Origin of the sequence: Streptomyces sp. DH24, from assembly GCF_029813775.1 — a bacterium.
GTDB lineage: Bacteria > Actinomycetota > Actinomycetes > Streptomycetales > Streptomycetaceae > Streptomyces.
Genome location: NZ_JARVKW010000006.1, coordinates 138,567 through 153,485, shown reverse-complemented (window position 1 = coordinate 153,485; position 14,919 = coordinate 138,567). Strand labels below are relative to the sequence as shown.

The 14,919-nt window shown below is 72.0% G+C and carries 14 protein-coding genes; 7 read left to right on the top strand and 7 right to left on the bottom strand.

From position 1 onward, the window contains the following. The first annotated feature begins 60 nt into the window (after positions 1-60). The 5 genes from QC282_RS07085 to QC282_RS07065 all read left to right on the top strand — a co-directional run bounded on the left by QC282_RS07085 (position 61) and on the right by QC282_RS07065 (position 5,062). Positions 61-996 carry an SPFH domain-containing protein gene (locus QC282_RS07085; protein ID WP_279548349.1) on the top strand — a complete coding sequence of 312 codons (936 nt, stop codon included), beginning with the start codon at positions 61-63 and terminating at the stop codon, positions 994-996. Continuing rightward, the gene (locus tag QC282_RS07080) at positions 993-1,262 is read left to right on the top strand and encodes a hypothetical protein (protein ID WP_279548348.1); all 270 of its coding nucleotides are present in this window, start codon (positions 993-995) and stop codon (positions 1,260-1,262) included. The genes QC282_RS07085 and QC282_RS07080 overlap by 4 nt, the downstream gene beginning before the upstream one ends. A 259-nt stretch (positions 1,263-1,521) precedes the next feature. Then, complete coding sequence (locus QC282_RS07075) at positions 1,522-2,046, top strand: PadR family transcriptional regulator (RefSeq protein WP_279548347.1); 525 nt, start codon at positions 1,522-1,524, stop codon at positions 2,044-2,046. Further along, positions 2,043-2,732: an ABC transporter ATP-binding protein gene (locus QC282_RS07070; RefSeq protein WP_279548346.1), complete on the top strand. Its 690-nt coding sequence runs from the start codon at positions 2,043-2,045 to the stop codon at positions 2,730-2,732. Before QC282_RS07075 ends, QC282_RS07070 begins: the two co-directional genes overlap by 4 nt. Continuing rightward, positions 2,729-5,062 (top strand): ABC transporter permease, encoded by a 2,334-nt coding sequence (locus tag QC282_RS07065; RefSeq protein WP_279548345.1) that lies wholly within the window; start codon positions 2,729-2,731, stop codon positions 5,060-5,062. Before QC282_RS07070 ends, QC282_RS07065 begins: the two co-directional genes overlap by 4 nt. Positions 5,063-5,459: 397 nt before the next feature. Here QC282_RS07065 and QC282_RS07060 read toward each other — a convergent pair whose 3' ends face one another. Further along, a complete protein-coding gene (locus QC282_RS07060; RefSeq protein WP_279548438.1) occupies positions 5,460-6,362 on the bottom strand; it encodes a LysR substrate-binding domain-containing protein in 903 nt (300 codons plus the stop codon). 172 nt (positions 6,363-6,534) lie between these two features. Between QC282_RS07060 and QC282_RS07055 the strand changes: the two genes are divergently transcribed. Together QC282_RS07055 and QC282_RS07050 are read left to right on the top strand one after the other, a co-directional pair. Continuing rightward, a complete protein-coding gene (locus QC282_RS07055; protein WP_279548344.1) occupies positions 6,535-7,089 on the top strand; it encodes a peroxiredoxin in 555 nt (184 codons plus the stop codon). 6 nt (positions 7,090-7,095) lie between these two features. Beyond that, positions 7,096-7,629 carry an alkyl hydroperoxide reductase gene (locus tag QC282_RS07050; protein ID WP_279548343.1) on the top strand — a complete coding sequence of 178 codons (534 nt, stop codon included), beginning with the start codon at positions 7,096-7,098 and terminating at the stop codon, positions 7,627-7,629. Between the two features lie 73 nt (positions 7,630-7,702). Here the strand turns inward: QC282_RS07050 and QC282_RS07045 are convergent, their stop codons facing one another. The 6 genes from QC282_RS07045 to QC282_RS07020 all read right to left on the bottom strand — a co-directional run bounded on the left by QC282_RS07045 (position 7,703) and on the right by QC282_RS07020 (position 14,906). Next, on the bottom strand, positions 7,703-9,034 hold the full coding sequence (locus tag QC282_RS07045; protein WP_279548342.1) for an AI-2E family transporter: 1,332 nt from the start codon (positions 9,032-9,034) through the stop codon (positions 7,703-7,705). A gap of 156 nt (positions 9,035-9,190) precedes the next feature. Beyond that, positions 9,191-9,898 (bottom strand): transglycosylase SLT domain-containing protein, encoded by a 708-nt coding sequence (locus tag QC282_RS07040; protein ID WP_279548341.1) that lies wholly within the window; start codon positions 9,896-9,898, stop codon positions 9,191-9,193. Positions 9,899-10,327: 429 nt separating this feature from the next. Then, positions 10,328-11,653: a PhoH family protein gene (locus QC282_RS07035; protein ID WP_279548340.1), complete on the bottom strand. Its 1,326-nt coding sequence runs from the start codon at positions 11,651-11,653 to the stop codon at positions 10,328-10,330. Positions 11,654-12,010: 357 nt separating this feature from the next. Next, positions 12,011-12,784, bottom strand: a complete 774-nt coding sequence (locus QC282_RS07030) for an isoprenyl transferase (protein ID WP_279548339.1) — start codon at positions 12,782-12,784, stop codon at positions 12,011-12,013. A gap of 150 nt (positions 12,785-12,934) precedes the next feature. Further along, positions 12,935-13,516 carry a hypothetical protein gene (locus tag QC282_RS07025; RefSeq protein ID WP_279548338.1) on the bottom strand — a complete coding sequence of 194 codons (582 nt, stop codon included), beginning with the start codon at positions 13,514-13,516 and terminating at the stop codon, positions 12,935-12,937. A 532-nt stretch (positions 13,517-14,048) separates the two neighbouring features. Further along, positions 14,049-14,906 carry a class I SAM-dependent methyltransferase gene (locus tag QC282_RS07020; protein WP_279548337.1) on the bottom strand — a complete coding sequence of 286 codons (858 nt, stop codon included), beginning with the start codon at positions 14,904-14,906 and terminating at the stop codon, positions 14,049-14,051. Positions 14,907-14,919: the final 13 nt, after the last annotated feature.

The window sequence follows — 14,919 nt, the reverse complement described above, 5'->3', positions numbered from 1 at the left end:
TCACTTAGATAGACCACAGCCAGTCGCGCCGCTCGCCGGTGCAGAACGGGGGAACCCACCATGTCCACGGAGAACATCCAGGTCAGCGCCGACGTGCCGGAGATGCCGACGCCACGCGTGCGGGAGATGCAGGCGCACAGCATCGGCGGCGGACTCGCGCTGCTGCTCGGCCTGCTCGGGCTGCTGGCCGGCGTCGGCCTGATCGTGAGCGCGACGGCGGTCGCCGCCACCGGCACCAAGGCCGTCCTGATCATCGGCGGCATCGTGATCGGCATCGCCGCGTTCCTCGCGATGTGCGGGCTGAACATGGTGGCGCCGGGCGAGGCGCGGGTGGTGCAGCTGTTCGGCCGCTACCGGGGCACGATCCGGCAGGACGGGCTGCGCTGGGTGAACCCGCTCACGTCGCGCACCAAGATCTCGACCCGGGTCCGCAACCACGAGACGGCCGTCCTCAAGGTCAACGACGCCTACGGCAACCCGATCGAGCTCGCCGCGGTCGTGGTGTGGCGGGTCGAGGACACCGCGCAGGCCACCTTCGAGGTGGACGACTACATCGAGTTCGTCTCCACGCAGACGGAGGCGGCCGTCCGGCACATCGCCATCGAGTACCCCTACGACGCCCACGACGAGGACGGTCTGTCGCTGCGCGGCAACGCCGAGGAGATCACCGAGAAGCTCGCCGTCGAACTGCACGCGCGCGTGGAGGCGGCCGGTGTGCAGATCATCGAGTCCCGCTTCACGCACCTCGCCTACGCCCCCGAGATCGCCTCGGCGATGCTCCAGCGGCAGCAGGCCGGCGCGGTCGTCGCGGCCCGGCGCCAGATCGTGGACGGCGCGGTCGGCATGGTCGAGGCGGCGCTCGCCCGGATCGCCCAGCAGGACATCGTGGAGCTGGACGAGGAGCGCAAGGCGGCGATGGTGTCCAACCTGCTGGTCGTGCTGTGCGGGGACCGTGCCGCCCAGCCGGTCGTCAACGCCGGGACCCTCTACCAGTGACGGCCCCCTCCGATCCTTCCGAGGAGCCGACTCCCCGGCGTCGCGGGCCGCAGCAGCGCAAGCAGGTGCTGCTGCGGCTCGACCCGTCGGTGTACGAGGCGCTGGCGCGGTGGGCGGGGGACGAGTTGCGGTCCGCCAACGCGCAGATCGAGTTCCTGCTGCGCAAGGCGCTGTCCGACGCCGGCCGGCTGCCGAGGGACACGGGGCCGCTGCCGCGCCGGGGCCGGCCGCCCGGGGGTTCCGCCTCCGGCCCTCCGCCGGCCTGACCGGCCTCACCCCCTGGACGCCGGGCGGGCGGAGCCGGGCGCGCAGCCGGGCCCCGCCCGCCGCACCGCCCGACCTCGGCCCGCCCGACCTCAGCCCGCCGGCCTGACCCCGCCGGCCACCGCACCGCCCGGCCGCAGCCCCGCCGGCCGTGTGGCAGAACCGTGACAAACGGCCGCCACCTGCGTCGCCGTACACCCCGCCATGATCCGCGCACTCGGCGTATACACCCAACGTATACACCGTGTGTAGAGTGCGCTCATGTCCATTGGTCACACACTCCTCGGTCTGCTGGAGTCGGGCCCGCGCCACGGCTACGACCTCAAGCGGGCCTTCGACGAGAAGTTCGGTCAGGACCGGCCCCTGCACTACGGCCAGGTCTACTCCACGATGTCCCGCCTGCTGAAGAACGGCCTCGTGGAGGTCGACGGCATCGAGCCCGGCGGCGGCCCCGAGCGCAAGCGGTACGCCATCACCGACGCCGGCGTCACCGACGTCGAGCGGTGGCTCGCGACGCCGGAGAAGCCCGAGCCGTACCTCCAGTCCACCCTCTACACCAAGGTCGTCCTCGCGCTGCTCACCCGGCGCGACGCGGGCGACATCCTCGACACGCAGCGCGCCGAGCACCTGCGCATGATGCGGATCCTCACCGACCGCAAGCGCAAGGGCGACCTCGCCGACCAGCTGATCTGCGACCACGCCCTGTTCCACCTGGAGGCCGACCTGCGCTGGCTGGAACTGACCGCCGCGCGCCTCGACAAGCTGGCCCAGGCGGTGACCCGATGACCCCGCCGCCCGGCTCCCTGCTGGTGGCCGACCAGTTGCGCAAGGCGTACGGGCCGACGACGGCCCTGGACGGCGCCGACTTCTCCATCCACCCCGGCGAGGTCGTCGCCGTCATGGGGCCCTCGGGGTCCGGCAAGTCGACGCTGCTGCACTGCCTCGCCGGGATCGTGACGCCGGACTCCGGGTCGATCAGGTACGACGGGCACGAGATGGCGACCATGAGCGACGCCCGGCGCAGTGCGCTCAGGCGCTCGGAGTTCGGGTTCGTCTTCCAGTTCGGCCAGTTGGTGCCGGAGCTGACCTGCGTGGAGAACGTGGCGCTTCCGCTGCGGCTGAACGGCACCTCCCGCCGGGAGGCCGAGCGGACGGCGCTGGCCTGGATGGAACGGCTGGAGGTCGACGACCTGCGCGCCAAGCGGCCGGGCGAGGTGTCCGGCGGTCAGGGCCAGCGGGTCGCCGTGGCCCGCGCCCTGGTGACCGGGCCCCGGGTGCTGTTCGCCGACGAGCCGACCGGCGCGCTCGACTCGCTCAACGGCGAGCGCGTCATGGATCTGCTGACGGACGCGGCCCGGTCGGCGGGCGCGGCCGTGGTGCTCGTGACGCACGAGGCGCGGGTGGCGGCGTACTCCGACCGGGAGATCGTCGTCCGGGACGGCAGGGCGCGGGACATGGAGCGCGTCGTATGAGCGTGCGTAGGTGGTACGGGGACCTGGCGATGGGGGCGCGGTTCGCGTTCACCGGCGGGCGCGAGGGCTGGGTCCGGGCCCTGCTGACGGCGGTCGGCGTGGGACTCGGGGTGGCGCTGCTGCTGCTGACGACGGCCGTCCCGAGCGCCCTGGCCGCGCGGGACCAGCGGGAGAGCGCGCGCACGGACTTCACGTTCAGCGGCGAGCAGGTGCCGAAGGGCGAGGACACGCTCCTCGTCACCAACCTCTCGACGACCTTCCGCGACAAGGAGGTCCGAGGCCGGGGCCTGGAGCCCGAGGGGACGCGGGCGCCGCTGCCGCCCGGCGTGACCCGCTTCCCGGCGGTGGGCGAGATGGTCGTCTCCCCCGCGCTGGAGCGGCTGCTGGCGTCGGACGACGGCAGGCTGCTGCGGGAGCGGCTGCCGGAGCGGATCGTCGGCACCATCGCGGAGAACGGCCTGGTCGGCTCCGCCGAACTCGCCTTCTACCGGGGCGCGGACGGCATGACGCCCCACCTCCACGACGGCCGGGTGACCCGCGTCGAGCAGTTCGGCGACCCGGACCCGGCGTCGGAGCCGATGGACCCGGTGCTGCTCCTGCTGGTGCTGGTCGTGTTCGTGGTGCTGCTGATGCCGGTGGCCGTGTTCATCGCGGCGGCCGTGCGGTTCGGCGGCGAACGGCGCGACCGGCGGCTCGCGGCACTGCGGCTGGTGGGTTCCGACAGCCGCATGACGCGGCGGATCGCGGCCGGGGAGGCGCTGGCGGGCGCGACGCTGGGGCTGGTGTTCGGCGCGGTGTTCTTCCTGGCCGGGCGTCAGCTGGCCGGGTCGGTCGAGGTGTTCGGGGTCAGCGTGTTCCCGAGCTACCTCGACCCCTCGCCCGCGCTGGCGCTGCTGGTCGCGGTCGCCGTCCCCGCGGCGGCGGCGCTGGTCACCGTGTTCGCGCTGCGCGGCGTGGTGATCGAGCCGCTCGGCGTGGTGCGCAGCGCGAGACCCCGGCGCCGCCGGCTGTGGTGGCGGCTGCTGCTGCCGCTGGGCGGACTGGCGCTGCTGTACCCGATGATCGGCCAGGGCCGCGAGAACGGCGACTTCAACCAGTACCTGGTGACCGGCGGCGTACTGCTGCTGCTGATCGGCGTGACCGCGCTGCTGCCGTGGGTGGTGGAGGCGGTCGTGGCGCGGCTCGGCGGGGGCGGCGTCGCCTGGCAACTGGCCGTGCGGCGGCTCCAGTTGAGCAGCGGCACGGCGGCCCGCATGGTCAACGGCATCGCGGTCGCGGTGGCCGGGGCGATCGCGCTGCAGATGCTGTTCGCCGGGGTGGAGAGCGACTACAGCAAGAACACGGGCCTGGACCTCACGCGGGCGCAGATGCAGGTGTCGCTGTCGGACGGCGTGCCGGTCGACACCGCCGCCGAGAGGTTCCGGCGCACCGAGGGCGTGCGCACGGCGTACGCCTTCGCCGAGGGGTCCGCCGGGGACCGGCGCAGCGACCCGCGGTCGAGCACCTCGGTGACCGTCGGAAACTGTGCGGCGCTGCGGCAGGTGGCCGACCTGCCCTCCTGTCGGGACGGCGACGTGTTCGCGGTGCGGGGCGCCGAGTACGACACCGAGACGCCGAAGCTGGCGAAGCCGGGCCGGACCCTGTACCTCGACCCCTTCTACGAGGGCGGCTCGCGGGAGCACGCGGTGGCCTGGACGGTGCCGCGTGAACTGAAGCCCGCCGCGGCCCGGATCGGCATGAACGGCACCGACCGCGGCGGGTTCCTGGTCACGCCGAAGGCGCTGCCCGCGGCGGCCGTGCCCGCCCTGAACGGGGAGGTGTACCTGCGGCTCGACGCATCGGTGCCGGACGTGCGGGACCTGGTGCGGAACACGGCGGCGGCCGTCGATCCGCTGGCGGACCCGATGACCTGGTCGGCGACCGACAACTCCGAGCGGTACACGGCGATCCGGACCGGGTTGTTCGTCGGCGCGGCGTGCGTGCTGGCGCTGATCGGGGCCAGTCTGCTGGTGTCCCAGCTGGAGCAGTTGCGGGAGCGGCGCAAGCTGCTGTCGGCGCTGGTCGCCTTCGGCACGCGGCGCCGGACGCTGAGTCTGTCGGTGCTGTGGCAGACGGCGATCCCGATCGTGCTGGGGCTGGCCCTGGCGTGCGCGGTGGGGCTGACGCTGGGGGCCGTGCTGCTGCGGATGACGAACACGACGGTGCGGGTCGACTGGGCGAGCGTGCTCTCGGTGACCGGCATCGGGGCGGGCGTCGTCCTGGTGGTGACGGCACTGAGCCTGCCACCGCTGCTGCGGATGATGCGGCCGGACGGACTGCGCACGGAGTGAGGGCGGGGACGGCGGAAGCGGCCGGGACGGCCTGCGGACGGCCGCGCAGTCGGGGCAACGGGTCCGGCCTGAGCAACGGGGGGGGTTCTGGCCTCGGCAACGGGTCCGGCCTGAGCCACGGGGTTCCGGTCTCGGCAACAGGTCCGGCATGAGCAACGGGGGTTCCGGTCTCGGAAGGGGGCCCGGCCAGGCCCCCGGCGACGTCAGTCCCGGCCTCGGCAAGAGGGCCCCGACCAGGGCGGCCGAGTCCCTGAGGCCGAGGGCTCGGGAAAGGGCCGACACCCGTTGCACCGGGCGACACCCCGCCGCGCCGGGCGACACCCCGCCGTGCCGGGCGGCGTCCGGCCGTACCCGGCGACATCCGGCCGTACCCGGCGGCGTCCGGCCTTACGCGGCCTCACGCGGCCAGTATCCGTACCGGCAGGTCCTCCATCGCCTCCCGCAGCGCCGCCGCCAGTTCCTCGTACTCCGCGGAGCGCGCCGCGCCCGCCCGCATCGCGAGCGCGACGCGGCGGGTCGGAGCCGGGTCGGTGAAGAACCCCGTGCGCAGGCCGCTGGAGCGGGAGATCTCCACCTTGACGGCCGTGCGCGGCAGCAGCGTGACGCCGAGGCCGCCCGCCACCAGCTGCACCAGCGTCGAGAGACCGGCCGCCGTCGTGGTCGCCGGGACGTCGTCGCGCCCGGCGTCCCGGCAGATGTCGAGGGCCTGGTCGCGCAGGCAGTGCCCCTCGTCCAGGAGCAGCAGGTTCAGCTCGCGCAGCGCCGAGCGCGGTATGTCCCGCTGTCCGCCGAGCGGGTGGTCCAGCGGCGTGACGAGCACGAAGTCCTCGTCGAAGAGGGGCAGTTCGGCGACGCCGGGCACGCCGAGCGGCACCGCGAGCAGCAGCAGGTCCAGCCGGCCGGCGGCCAGCCCTTCCAGCAGGTTGGCGGTCTGCTCCTCGTGGACCTGGAGGTCGAGGTGCGGGTAGCGGTCGTGGACGAGGCGCAGCACGGTCGGCAGCAGGTAGGGCGCGACGGTCGGGATGACGCCGAGCCGCAGCGCCCCGGTGAACGGCGCCCGTACCGCCTCGGCCTCCTCCATGAGCGCCCCGACCTCGTCCAGGACGGCCTTGGCGCGCACGGCGAGCCGCTCGCCGGCGGGCGACAGCAGCACCTTGCGGGTGGTGCGCTCCACGAGGGTGACGCCGAGCGCCTCCTCCAGGGCGGAGACGGCACCGGACAGGGCGGGCTGGCTCATCCCGATGGCCGCGGCGGCATCCCGGAAGTGGAGATGCTCGGCAACGGCGGCGAACGCCCTCATCTGGGCGAGGCTCGGCTGCCTCTTCTTACCCACGGTCACTAATAGCCACCTCCGATCAACACGACCGAGTGTAGCTATTTCCGCAATCAATGCACCGTGTGCCAACATCACAAGAGTCCAACCCATGGGAAACACCAGCGATCCCGGTGTTTCCTCGCTGCAAGGAGAGCGTGTGCTCACTGTCGGTGACAAGTTCCCCGAGTTCGAACTGACCGCCTGCGTCTCGCTGGAGAAGGGCAAGGAGTTCGAGACGATCAACCACAAGACCTACGAGGGCAAGTGGAAGATCGTCTTCGCGTGGCCCAAGGACTTCACCTTCGTGTGCCCGACCGAGATCGCGGCCTTCGGCAAGCTGAACGACGAGTTCGCCGACCGCGACGCCCAGATCCTCGGCTTCTCCGGTGACTCCGAGTTCGTCCACCACGCCTGGCGCAAGGACCACGACGACCTGCGTGACCTGCCGTTCCCGATGCTGGCCGACCCCAAGCACGAGCTGATGCGCGACCTCGGCATCGAGGGCGAGGACGGCTACGCCAAGCGCGCGGTGTTCATCGTGGACCAGAACAACGAGATCCAGTTCACGATGGTGACCGCCGGCTCCGTCGGCCGTAACCCGAAGGAGGTCCTGCGGGTCCTGGACGCCCTGCAGACCGACGAGCTGTGCCCGTGCAACTGGAGCAAGGGCGACGAGACCCTGGACCCGGTCGCGCTGCTGGCCGGGGAGTGACCTGACATGTCGCTCGACTCCCTGAAGTCCTCGATACCGGACTACGCCAAGGACCTGAAGCTCAACCTGGGCTCGGTCATCGGCAACTCCGAGCTGCCCGCGCAGCAGCTGTGGGGCACGGTGCTGGCGACCGCCATCGCCTCCCGCTCCCCCATCGTGCTGCGCGAGCTGGCGCCCGAGGCGAAGGCGAACCTCTCGCCGGAGGCGTACACGGCCGCCAAGGCCGCCGCCGCCGTCATGGCGATGAACAACGTCTTCTACCGCACCCGCCACCTGCTGTCGGACCACGAGTACGGCACGCTGCGCGCGGGTCTGCGGATGAACGTCATCGGCAACCCCGGCGTCGACAAGGTCGACTTCGAGCTGTGGTCGTTCGCCGTCTCCGCCATCAACGGCTGCGGCATGTGCCTCGACTCGCACGAGCAGGTGCTGCGCAAGGCCGGCATGGACCGTGACACGATCCAGGAAGCCTTCAAGATCGCGGCCGTGATCCAGGCCGTCGGCGCCACGCTGGACGCCGAGGCGGTCCTCGCGGAGTAGTCCCTCCGCGCACGCACCGGGGCCCCGGCCACCTCCCAGGTGGCCGGGGCCCCGTCGTGCTGCCCGCGCGCCGCTACTCGGTGCGCTCGGCCGGCCCGGACGGCGGCACGGGCGGCACCGGCGGCGCCACCGACGCCACGCCGGAAGCCGTCGCCCCGCGCGGCTTCGGCGCGTACCTGAGGGCCGCCTCGTGCGAGTACGACCGCAGGTAGCCCGCGACGGTGTTGGTCACCGCCACCAGCGGCACGGCCACCACGGCTCCGCCGATGCCCGCGACCAGGCCGCCGGCGGCCACCGACAGCACCACCGCCAGCGGATGCACCCGCACCGCGCGCCCCAGGATGAACGGCTGCAGGATGTGGCCCTCGATCTGCTGCACCGCCAGCACCACCACCAGCACCATGACGGCCGTGAACACGCCCTGTGTGACGAGCGCGACGACCACCGCGAGAGCGCCCGAGACGACCGCGCCGACCAGCGGCACGAAGGCGAACAGGAAGATGAACACGGCCAGCGGCACGGCCATCGGCACATCGAGGAAGTAGATGCCGAGACCGATGAAGATGGCGTCGATGAGGGCGACGATCACCGTGCCGCGCACATAGGCGGTGAGCGTCCGCCACGCGCGCGGACCCGCGCCCGCCACACCCGGCCGGGCCGCCGCCGGCACCAGCCTCAGCGTCCACTCCCAGATGCGCTTGCCGTCGTAGAGCAGGAACAGCGTGGAGAAGATCGTCAGCAGGATGCCGGTCAGCGCCTCGACGACGACCGTCACGCCCTCCAGGCCCGCCGAGGTGATGGCGTCCGTGTTGGCGCCCACCGCCTCGCGCAGGTTCTTGGCGATCTCGTTGATCTGCTTGTCGGTCACGTGGAAGGGGCTGTTCAGCAGCCACCTGCGCAACTCGTCGATGCCGTCCTGGACCTGGCCGGAGAGGTCGTCGATGTTCTCCATGACCTGCCAGGTCACGAACCAGCCCATCAGGCCCATCACGACGAACCCGAGGATCGCCGTCAGCGCGGTGGCCAGCCCGCGCGGCACCCCGCGCCGCCGCAGCCGCGCCACGGTCGGCTGGAGCAGCGCCGTGATGAGCAGCGCCCCGACGAACGCCAGCACGACCAGTTGGACGGCGCTGATGACCCGCATCAGGACCCAGAGCGTGCCGGCCAGCACCAGCAGCCGCCAGCCCGCCTCGGCGGCGACCCGCACTCCCCACGGCACGGCCTGCGCCGGGTCCGGGCGGGCCGGGATCTCCGGGGCGTACTCCGGGGGCGGCGGAACGTACTGGGCGGAGGACTCGGGGTCGTCGTTCTCCCGCTCCGCCTCGGCGCGGCGCTCGTCCAACCGCCTGCTCACTCCGGTGAGTCCGGCACCCAGCCGACCGAGCCACCCTGGCACTCGTGACATGATCAGTCCTCTTCCCCCGTCTCTCCCCACCACTCCCCCCTGGAGTCGTACCGACCGACCGTACATGGCGAAAGCCCCCCACCGTAGGACGGTGAGGGGCTGCGCCGGGTTGAGCGGCCGGAGCGCGGGACGCGGCCCGGCGGGCCCGGGTGAGGCTCAGTACCAGTGGTTGGCCTGCCAGAACGACCAGGCGTCGCAAGGGCTGCCGTAGCGCTCGTTCATGTAGTTGAGGCCCCACTTGATCTGGGTGGCCGGGTTGGTCTGCCAGTCGGCGCCGACCGACGACATCTTGGAGCCCGGCAGGGCCTGGAAGAGACCGTAGGCGCCCGAGGACGGGTTGACGGCCCGGTAGTTCCAGTCGGACTCGTGGTCCACGATGTTGCTGAAGCACTGGAACTGGCCGGCGGGGACCATCTGACGCGCCATCGCCTGGATCTGCGCGACGGAGTACGAGCTCTGGACGGCGAAGTCGGAGGCGTCCCGGGCGGCGCTGCGGCTGGCCGCCGCCTCTTCCGCCGCGCGCTTCTTCGCTTCCTCGGCCGCCTTGGCCGCCTTCTCGGCGGCCTCCTTCTTGGCGATGGCCGTCTCGGCGGCTGCCTTGCGGGCCGCCTCTTCGGCGTCCTTCTTGGCGCTCGCGTCCGCGGCGATGGCCTGTGCGTCGGCCTGCTGCGTCAGGGATGCGGTCTGCACCTGGGCCTGCTGACCCGAGGGGATGTCCGCGAGCAGCGTTGCCGCCTCAGCTGCCGTCGCTTCGGCGTCGTTGTTCTGCGCGGTGCTGCCCGAGGCAACGCCGACGACGCTTCCGACAGCGGTGACCGCCGTGGCCGAGGCCACTGCGAATCCCCGGACCGAAATCCGGCTCACACGGTTTTCCTTCCAGCATCGCCCGCTTCGGTGACCCTGGCGGACGCAATCGTGCCCCTGGCACTGGCCTCCCCAACTGCGGGGTCACGGGAGGCTCGGGCCCGGTGGGCAACTCCCTCGCGGGGAGCGCCGCGTGGTGCGCGGGCGGCATACGACATCGCTATGCAGTTGGTGCTGATGCTTTTGTGGTGCCGTACCGCTGGGGGTACAGATGTGTCGTATGCGGGGCCTGACAGGAGTGAGACTCTGCCGCACCCGGCCGCCGCGAGGCAATTCCATCGTGCGTGTGAAAGCTCACACCTCGTTTGCGCCAGGGGGTTTCAGGAAAGCCGCACACACGCGGACGCCGCCCGGCTAGGCTCTACGCCTTTCCGGACGGCGCCAACTCCCGCGCGACCGGCCCTCACCGGGCCGTACGGAGTGAATCCGTCAGATCTGTCCGTCCTCCAGCATTTCGGTCACAAGGGCAGCGATCTGGGACCTCTCGGACCGCGTGAGCGTGACGTGCGCGAAGAGCGGATGACCCTTCAGTTTCTCCACCACGGCGACCACACCGTCGTAGCGCCCGACGCGCAGATTGTCCCGCTGTGCCACGTCATGGGTCAGAACGACCCGCGAGTTCGCGCCGATGCGGGACAGCACGGTCAGCAGGACGTTCCGTTCGAGCGACTGCGCCTCGTCCACGATGACGAACGCGTCGTGGAGGGAACGGCCCCGGATGTGCGTCAGCGGGAGGACCTCCAGCATCCCGCGCGCGGTGACCTCCTCGATGACCTCACGGCTGGTGACCGCCGACAGCGTGTCGAAGACCGCCTGGGCCCAGGGGCTCATCTTCTCGGCCTCGCTGCCGGGGAGATAGCCGAGCTCCTGCCCGCCCACCGCGTACAGCGGACGGAAGACCATGATCTTCTCGTGCTGGCGGCGCTCCAGGACCGCCTCCAGGCCAGCGCACAGCGCCAGCGCCGACTTGCCGGTGCCGGCCCGGCCGCCCATCGACACGATTCCCACGTCCGGGTCGAGCAGCAGGTCGAGGGCGATGCGCTGCTCGGCGCTGCGCCCCTTGATGCCGAACGCCTCCCGGTCGCCGCGCACCAGCCGGATGTTGCCCTCGGGCGTGACCCGTCCGAGGGCCTTGCCGCGCTCCGACTGGATGGTCAGACCGGTGTGCACCGGCAGGCCGGCCGCCTCGGGGGCGTACACGTGTCCTTCCTCGAAGAGGACGTCGACCTGCTCGCCGGGCAGGGTCAGTTCGGACATGCCGGTCCAGCCGGAGGCGTCCGTGATGGCGAGCTCCGCGCGGTACTCCTCGGCGAGGAGTCCGACGGACGACGCCTTGATCCTGAGCGGCAGGTCCTTCGACACGACGGTGACGTCGAACCCCTCGGCCTGCAGATTGCGGGCCACCGCGAGGATGCGGGAGTCGTTGTCCCCCAGGCGGTAGCCGCTGGGCAGCACGCTGGGGTCCGAGTGGTTGAGCTCGACACGGACCGTTCCGCCGAGTTCCCCGATCGGGATGGGGGCGTCCAGCCGGCCGAACCGGACCCGGTAGTCGTCGAGCAGCCGCAGGGCCTGCCGGGCGAAATAGCCGAGTTCCGGATGGTTCCGCTTGGCCTCCAGCTCCGTGACCACCACGACGGGCAGCACGACCTCGTGCTCGTCGAAGCGGCTCAAAGCTTTCGGGTCGGCCAGCAGAACGCTGGTGTCGAGAACGTAGGTGCGCCGGTCTGGCTTGTGGCGCTTTGTGCTGGTCACCACGGAAGGACGTACCCCCTCGGATGAGGTCGGGGAGCGACGGAGTCGAGCTGGACCGGTCCTCGGCCGCGAAGCACCGCGGGCCGGGAACCGGCCCTCCGCGTCCTCCGTGCCGGTACCGCACGGTCGGGCTGGTGCAAAGGGCCTCCCGGGCGGACGGCCCCGTGCCGTCCGCTGAGATCCGACACCCGTGGTTCGGGCGTCGACCTGCTTGGCTTATGCCCTCGAACGAGCACCGCCATGCCACGACGCGGCACGGCGGCCCGGTGAACTCCGTGTTACGTCCGGACCCCGCGGGGTACCCGGTCTCGCTTCGCCCCCGGTGACCGGAAAATGACCACCGGTCGGGCGGCGGCGCGGTCAGCCGCCGAAACGACGGTGGCGGGCCGCGTAGTCGCGCAGGGCGCGCAGGAAGTCGACCTTGCGGAAGGCCGGCCAGAAGACGTCGCAGAAGTAGTACTCGGAGTGCGCGCTCTGCCAGAGCATGAATCCGGACAGCCGCTGCTCGCCGCTGGTGCGGATCACGAGGTCGGGGTCGGGCTGGGCGCCGGTGTAGAGGTGACGGCCGATCATGTCGATGTCGACGGACTCGGCGAGCTCCGCCAGCGAGGTGCCCCGCTGCTGGGCCTCGAACAGCATCGAGCGCACCGCGTCGGCGATCTCCTGGCGGCCGCCGTAGCCGATGGCGACGTTGACCAGTATCCCGGTGTTGTCGGCCGTGGCGCCCTCGGCCTCCTTGAGGGCGGTCTGGATCTGCTGCGGCAGCAGGTCCATCGTGCCGACGTGGTGCACCCGCCAGCGGCCGTCGGCGGCGAGGGTGCGCACGACGTCCTCGATGATGTCGAGGAGCGGGCCCAGTTCCTCCTGCGGCCGGTCGAAGTTGTCCGTGGACAACAACCAGAGGGTGACGACCTCGACGTCCGTCTCGCTGCACCAGCCGAGGAACTCCTCGACCTTGTCCGCGCCGGCCCGGTGTCCCTGCGCGGTGGTGGACCCGGCGGCCTTCGCCCAGCGGCGGTTGCCGTCCATGATGACGCCGATGTGCTTGGGCACCTGAGCGTGGTCCAGGTGGCCTTCCACCCGGCGTGCGTACAGCCTGACCAGCAGGTTGCGCAGCTTGTCGCGCAGGTTCACGTGATTGTCAGCCCCTCCGGACGGATCGGACAGGTCGGAACCGGGCCCGCGACCGGCGGGCAGGAGCGGCCGAGGGCGATTCCCTGTCCGCATGGCGGTACCCCGGGGCGAAGCCTACCCCCGCCGCCGTCCGGCGCCCGAAAAAGGGTGTCAGGTGCCGTACGGCCCATACGGCGCCTGCGGGGGCACGCCGTCCGAGTTCCGCCGGAACCAGGCGCGCGAGGACGCCGGCGTCAGCATGAACAGCAGGGCGATGGTGCCGGCCAGGGGGAGGAACGCGCCCGCGGTGCCCCGCCCGGTCGCGCCGAGCGCGATGACGATCTGCACGGACGCCAGCACGATCGAGGCGACGCGGACGCCGTTGCCCGCGGTGGCGTAGCGGAAGGCGAGGACGAACAGGGGCACCGTCATCAGGTACATGGCGAAGTAGCGCCCGGCGGACTCGGCGCCCGAACCGCCGGCGACGAGCGCGGTGAGCAGGACCGCGAGCCCGGCCATCACGAAGATCACGACCTGCGCGGCACGGACGGGGCCGGGCATGGCGAGGGGTGCGGTCGGGGCGTGCGGGGCGTAAGGAGCGCCGGGCGGGGCGTAGGCGCCGGGCTGCGGGTACGGTCCGGGCTGTCCCGGCTGACCGGGCGGGGCGTACTGCGGGCCGGGCGGGGCGTACGGGCCCTGCTGCGGGGGCGGTGCGGGGTGGGGCGGGTGGCCGTTCGGGTGATCGTTCGACATGCGCAGGACTGTATCGGGGGCGCAGGGGAGCAGGCCGGTCGCACGCATGAAAAACGGGCCGGTCCGTGGGGGGGAGACGGACCGGCCCGAGGGGGGGTTTCCACCATAACCCTTTGTATGTGGTGCTGCGTGCATCGGCGTGCCACAACTACTCTCCGAAACCGCCCGGCAACGCGGCGACGACGGGACACAACCACACAAAGGGCGACATCACGACGGGGCCTGTCCGAATACGGCGGGCGCACGGTGTCCCCCCGACGGGTGAACACGGGGTGGGCGCCTCTTGACCAGGATTGCGGCTCCGCGCAGCCCCCTCCACTGCGCGGTGCCGCCCGCGCAGCTTTGCTCACGCGAATTACCTTGGTCTGAACTTACGTGAAACCGCCGTCCGGATGCGAGCCGCGCGGATAACGATGTGGAAAACGGGTGAGGGCGCGAGCACAGAAGTGCAGGTGAACGGCACAGCGGCCAGGATGTGGTCTCTTTCACCCCTGCCGTCGGCGGCTCATGCCGGCGCGCGAGCACCCGCGGGTCACGGGGAACGCCGCGAGCGCGGGGAGCGGGGCGCGGGGCGCGGCAGCTCGGTCGCCGGCCCGGCCGGCTCGCGCGGCTGTGCCGGTTTGCGGAGGACGAAGAGGTGACGGGCGCTGTGGGCGATGAAGGGGCCCTCGGTGCGGATCTTGTCGTGCAGGGCGCGGAGTTGGGGCTCGTAGGCCTCGGTGGTGAAGCCGGGCACCATCCAGACGACCTTGCGGAGGAAGTGCACGACGGCGGCGATGTCGTGGAACTCCATGCGCAGCCGCTCCGCGCGCAGGTCGACCACGTCCAGCCCGGCGGCCTCGGCGTCGGCGCGTTCGCCGTCGGGGTGGCGGCCGGCGCGCGCGTCGTCCGGCAGGGGACCGAGGAGGTACTCCACGAGTTCGAAGGCGCTGGCGGGGCCGACGTGCTGGGCGAAGTACGTGCCGCCGGGGGCGAGGACGCGGGCGATCTCGGTCCAGTGCGGGCGCACGGGATGGCGGCTGGAGACGAGGTCGAACGTCCCGTCGGCGAACGGCAGCGGCGCGTCCTCGCCGGAGGCGACGACGGGGACGCCGTACGGCCGGAGCCGGGCGGTGGCCCGGGCGGCGTTCGGCGGCCAGCCCTCGGTGGCGACGGCGAGGCCGGGCCGCGCCGGGGCGGCCGTGCGGAGGGCGGACTCCAGCACCTCCCCTCCCCCGGTCTGGATGTCGAGCGCGGCCCGCGCGGCACCGAGCCGCGTGGCCAGGGAGCGCGCGTACCCCCAGGAGGGCCGGGCCTCGGTGGCCCGCCCCTCGAACCAGGAGAAGTCCCACCCCTCGGTGGGCACGGAGGCGCCTTCGGCGACGAGTTCCTCGAAGGAACGGTCGTTCATGGGATGTCCGGCG

What these genes read in the sequence shown, in the direction of transcription:
- QC282_RS07050 (WP_279548343.1), top strand. Translation starts at nt 7,096, where the DNA reads ATGTCGCTCGACTCCCTGAAGTCCTCGATACCGGACTACGCCAAGGAC.
- QC282_RS07020 (WP_279548337.1), bottom strand. Translation starts at nt 14,906, where the DNA reads ATGAACGACCGTTCCTTCGAGGAACTCGTCGCCGAAGGCGCCTCCGTG.
- QC282_RS07065 (WP_279548345.1), top strand. Translation starts at nt 2,729, where the DNA reads ATGAGCGTGCGTAGGTGGTACGGGGACCTGGCGATGGGGGCGCGGTTC.
- QC282_RS07075 (WP_279548347.1), top strand. Translation starts at nt 1,522, where the DNA reads ATGTCCATTGGTCACACACTCCTCGGTCTGCTGGAGTCGGGCCCGCGC.
- QC282_RS07070 (WP_279548346.1), top strand. Translation starts at nt 2,043, where the DNA reads ATGACCCCGCCGCCCGGCTCCCTGCTGGTGGCCGACCAGTTGCGCAAG.
- QC282_RS07025 (WP_279548338.1), bottom strand. Translation starts at nt 13,516, where the DNA reads ATGTCGAACGATCACCCGAACGGCCACCCGCCCCACCCCGCACCGCCC.
- QC282_RS07085 (WP_279548349.1), top strand. Translation starts at nt 61, where the DNA reads ATGTCCACGGAGAACATCCAGGTCAGCGCCGACGTGCCGGAGATGCCG.
- QC282_RS07045 (WP_279548342.1), bottom strand. Translation starts at nt 9,034, where the DNA reads ATGTCACGAGTGCCAGGGTGGCTCGGTCGGCTGGGTGCCGGACTCACC.
- QC282_RS07060 (WP_279548438.1), bottom strand. Translation starts at nt 6,362, where the DNA reads ATGAGGGCGTTCGCCGCCGTTGCCGAGCATCTCCACTTCCGGGATGCC.